The 3,961-nt window shown below is 64.0% G+C and carries 3 protein-coding genes and 1 pseudogene; all 4 read left to right on the forward strand.

Features of this window, described 5'->3' with window-relative positions; translation table 11 throughout:
- Positions 1 to 211: pseudogene (locus APH28_RS15660) on the forward strand (hypothetical protein); the annotation flags it as partial.
- A 10-nt stretch (positions 212 to 221) separates the two neighbouring features.
- Positions 222 to 1,181: a PDR/VanB family oxidoreductase gene (locus APH28_RS15665; RefSeq protein WP_060510800.1), complete on the forward strand. Its 960-nt coding sequence runs from the start codon at positions 222 to 224 to the stop codon at positions 1,179 to 1,181.
- 112 nt (positions 1,182 to 1,293) lie between these two features.
- A complete protein-coding gene (locus APH28_RS15670; protein WP_060510802.1) occupies positions 1,294 to 2,538 on the forward strand; it encodes an OprD family outer membrane porin in 1,245 nt (414 codons plus the stop codon).
- Positions 2,539 to 2,560: 22 nt separating this feature from the next.
- Positions 2,561 to 3,859, forward strand: coding sequence for an MFS transporter (locus APH28_RS15675; RefSeq protein WP_060510804.1), 1,299 nt, complete (start codon positions 2,561 to 2,563; stop codon positions 3,857 to 3,859).
- Positions 3,860 to 3,961: the final 102 nt, after the last annotated feature.

A 3,961-nucleotide genomic window follows, 5' to 3' on the forward strand; every position in this document is an offset into this window, starting at 1 on the left:
ACGCATCCGCGTGCTCGCCGATGACGGCGTCAACGTCACCGTGCGCGCTGCGCAGAACATCCGCGAGTTCCGCAAGGAAAGCCTCAAGCACTACAGCGCCGACCTGACCTACACCCTGGTCCGCGCCGAGGGTGGCTTCAAGATTCACCGCAAGGTGATCAGCCTGATCAACAGTGACGATGCCCTCGCCGGCATCGGCTACATCCTCTGAGGCCAGGCCGATGAACGATCAACTGCTCGATGTGATCGTCCAGGCCCGCGAGGTGCAAGGGGGCGACGTGGTCGTCCTCGAACTGGCCGCCGTCGATGGTCGGGCACTGCCGCGCTTTGCTGCCGGTGCCCATGTCGACCTGCACCTGGCACCCGACCTGGTCCGCCAGTACTCGCTGTGCGGCGACCCGGCCCAGGCCAATGTCTATCGCCTCGGCGTGCTCAAGGATAGCCAGTCGCGCGGCGGCTCCGTGGCGGTGCACGACCAGTTGCAGCCCGGCACGCCGATGCGCATCAGTGCACCGCGCAACCTGTTCCCGCTGGCCGCCAACGCGCGACGCTCGATCCTGCTGGGTGGCGGCATCGGCATCACGCCGATGATCGCCATGGCCCATGCCCTGCACGCCCAGGGCCAGCCGTTCGAACTGCACTACCGAGGCCGCTCGCGCAGCCGCTGCGCCTTTGTTGACGAACTGCTGGCTGCGCCGTTCGCCGCCGGCGTGTTCACCCATTTCAGCGACGAAGGCCCCGAACAGCAGCTGGACCTGGCCCGTGTGCTTGGCCCCGGCCGCCCCGGCGTGCACCTGTACACCTGCGGCCCTGCGGGCTTCATGGACTGGGTGATCGAGGGCGCGCGCCAGCAAGGGTTCGACGCACAGCACATCCATCACGAGTACTTCCAAGCCGAGGTCGACACCTCGGGCGACCGTTTCGAGGTGGTCGCCGCGCGCAGCGGCAAGACCCTCCAGGTGCAAGCGGGGCAAACCCTGATTGCCGCCCTGCGCGATGAGGGCATCAAGGTCGAGGTGTCGTGCGAGCAAGGGGTGTGCGGCACCTGCCTGTGCGATGTGCTCGAAGGCGAACCCGATCACCGTGACCACTACCTGACCGATGAGGAGAAACAGAGCAACGAACAGATCGTGTTGTGCTGTTCCCGGGCGCGCGGCAAGCGCCTGGTGCTGGATATCTGAAAACAACAAAAACAATACGTGACAGGCAAGCGGGCCACAGACCTGCAGAGCGCCTCTGCCCAGTTGAATGACTGCCCAGACCTTGTACTGATCACATTTCCAGGATTATCCCATGGACCTCAAATGGCCGTTGCGTGCGAAATCGTTTTGCTTGTGTGTGGGCACCGTCTTACCCCTGACCAGCTTCGCCGACGTGGTGGATGACAGCCACCTGTCGCTGAATTTTCGTAACCTCTACCTGAACCGCAACTTCACCAATTCCAGTGCACCGATATCCAAGGTCGGTAACTGGTCGCAGGGCTTCGACCTGCAGTTCGAGTCCGGCTACACCGATACCCCGCTGGCCGTCGGCCTTGACCTCAATGGCCAGTACGCCTTTCGCCTGGACTCCACCGGCAATGACGGCTCACTGCCGTTCAGCCAGCATCGCCAGCAGGCCGCCGATGACTACAGCCGTGGCGGCGCGACACTGAAGCTCAAATACGCCAAGACCCAGGTGAAGATCGGCGACCAGAAGCCGTTCTACCCGGTCGCCTCCAATGACCCCAGCCGCCAGCTCGACACTATTTACCAGGGTGCGGTGATCGAATCGCGCGACATTGAAAACCTGACCCTGGTCGGTGGGCGTTTCTGGTCGATCGTCACCCGCGAATCGTCCAACCACGAGCGCCTGTACCGTTACGGCACCCGCGACAGCCAGGACAGCGACGGCCTCGATTTTGCCGGTGCCACCTACAACCTCACCCCAGACCTGCAGGGCAGCTACTTCCATGGCGTGCTCAACGACATCTACAAGCAGGACTACGGCGGCATCAAGCACACCCTGAAGTTCGCCGACGGCTACCAGCTGAAGACCGACGTCGGTTACTTCAACAACCGCGAAGACGGTGCCGCGCGCAGCGGCCCTGTGGACAACCGCGCCTACTTCGGCCTGGTGACCCTGGAAAAGAGCGGGCACATGATCGGCGCCAGCTACCAGCGCATGACCGGCGACACGGTGTTCCCCACCCTGAACGGCTACGTGCCGCAACTGTGGCTGCCGAACTGGGCGAGCATCCCCTTCATCCGCCCGGACGAGCGCAGCTGGTCGGTGCGCTATGGCTACAACTTCGTGGCCATGGGCATCCCCGGCCTCAAGCTGTTCACCCGCTACATCAGGGGCACTGACGTCGATCGCGGCCCAGGCCTTGCACGTGACCACGAAAGCGAGCGCGACATCATGCTCAGCTATGTGGTCCAGAGCGGCCCGCTTAAGGACCTGTCGTTCGACCTGAAAAACATGCGTACCCAGCAGAAGTACGGCAATGACTACACCGAGTACCGTCTGATCACTTCCTACACCTGGAAGCTCTGGTAAGTGGCCCGCATGGAGATGGCTCATGACTAACCTCAACACCAGCATCACCCGTGACACCGACCCGCGCACCATGCGCCGCATCGTCATCGCCTCGGTGCTGGGCAACGCCCTGGAATGGTACGACTTCTTCCTCTATGGCACGGCGGCGGCGCTGATCTTCGCCCCGCTGTTCTTCCCCGCCGGCACCGACCCGGTGCTCGGCACCATGGCTTCCTTCGCAGGCTTTGCCGTGGGCTTTCTTGCCCGCCCGCTGGGAGGCCTGATCTTCGGCCACATCGGCGACAAGGCCGGGCGCAAGAAGGCCCTGGTGATGACCCTGGCGATCATGGGCGCGGCGACCTTTGCCATGGGCCTGCTGCCCACCTTCGAGCAGGTCGGCTACCTGGCGCCGGCGTGCCTGGTGATCCTGCGCGTACTGCAGGGCGTGGCCTCGGGCGGCGAATGGGGCGGCGGCGTGCTGCTGCTCAGCGAGAACGCGCCGAAGGACCGCGTCGGCTTCTATGCGGCCTGGAGCCAGCTGGGCGTGTCGGGCGGCTTCGTGCTATCGGCGGCGGCCTTCTACCTGGTGCAGATGCTGCCCCATGAAGACATGATGAGCTGGGGTTGGCGCGTGCCGTTCCTGGCCAGCATCCTGATCTTCGGCGTCGGCGTGTACATCCGCCGGCGCCTGCCGGAGAGCAAGGCATTCGTCGAGGAACAGGCGCAACCGGACAAGCCCGAACACATGCCAGCCATGGAGGTGCTGCGCAAGCACCCCAAGGCCGTGCTGCAGGCAATGGGCATCCGCATTGCCGAGAACGGCAGCGCCTACCTGTTCCTGGCCTTTACCATCGCCTACGCCAAGTTCACCGGGCTGGACACGCAGCTGGTACTGGCGAGTGTGATGGTGGCGATGATCGTCGAGGCCGGCACCATCGTGTTCTGGGGCTGGCTGTCGGACATCATCGGCCGGCGGGTGGTGTATGCCATCGGCTCGGTCGGCTTGATGGTGCTGGCGTTCCCGTTCTTCTGGATGCTCGATACCCACTCGCCGGTGTGGGTGTACCTGGCGGCGTTGCTGGGCATGGCGTTCTGTCATGGCGCGATGATCGGCACCCAGCCGGCGCTGATGGGCGAGCTGTTCCCACCCAAGGTGCGTTATTCCGGGCTGGCCATGGGGCATGAAATTGCCTCGATCTTCTCTGGCGGGTTGGCGCCTTTGGCGGCGACGGCGTTGTTCAGCCTGTACCAGGATGCCTGGCCGGTGTCGGTGATGCTGGTGGTGATGGGAGCGATTACCACCCTGGCGGTGATCAGTATCAAGCCGCAGGCCAAGGCCTAGATTTGCGTTTTTTGCCTGGGCCTTTCCGTGCGGGGAGGGCCCGGGCGTTTTTTTGGGCGTGGGGCTGACGGGTGCCTGGCACAGGATTTTCAGCGCCTGTGA

The sequence above is a fragment of the Pseudomonas sp. NBRC 111124 genome (assembly GCF_001320245.1).
Lineage (GTDB): Bacteria > Pseudomonadota > Gammaproteobacteria > Pseudomonadales > Pseudomonadaceae > Aquipseudomonas.

Excerpts from the sequence above, each read along its gene's own strand:
- APH28_RS15665 (WP_060510800.1), top strand. The coding sequence starts at position 222 with ATGAACGATCAACTGCTCGATGTGATCGTCCAGGCCCGCGAGGTGCAA.
- APH28_RS15670 (WP_060510802.1), top strand. The coding sequence starts at position 1,294 with ATGGACCTCAAATGGCCGTTGCGTGCGAAATCGTTTTGCTTGTGTGTG.
- APH28_RS15675 (WP_060510804.1), top strand. The coding sequence starts at position 2,561 with ATGACTAACCTCAACACCAGCATCACCCGTGACACCGACCCGCGCACC.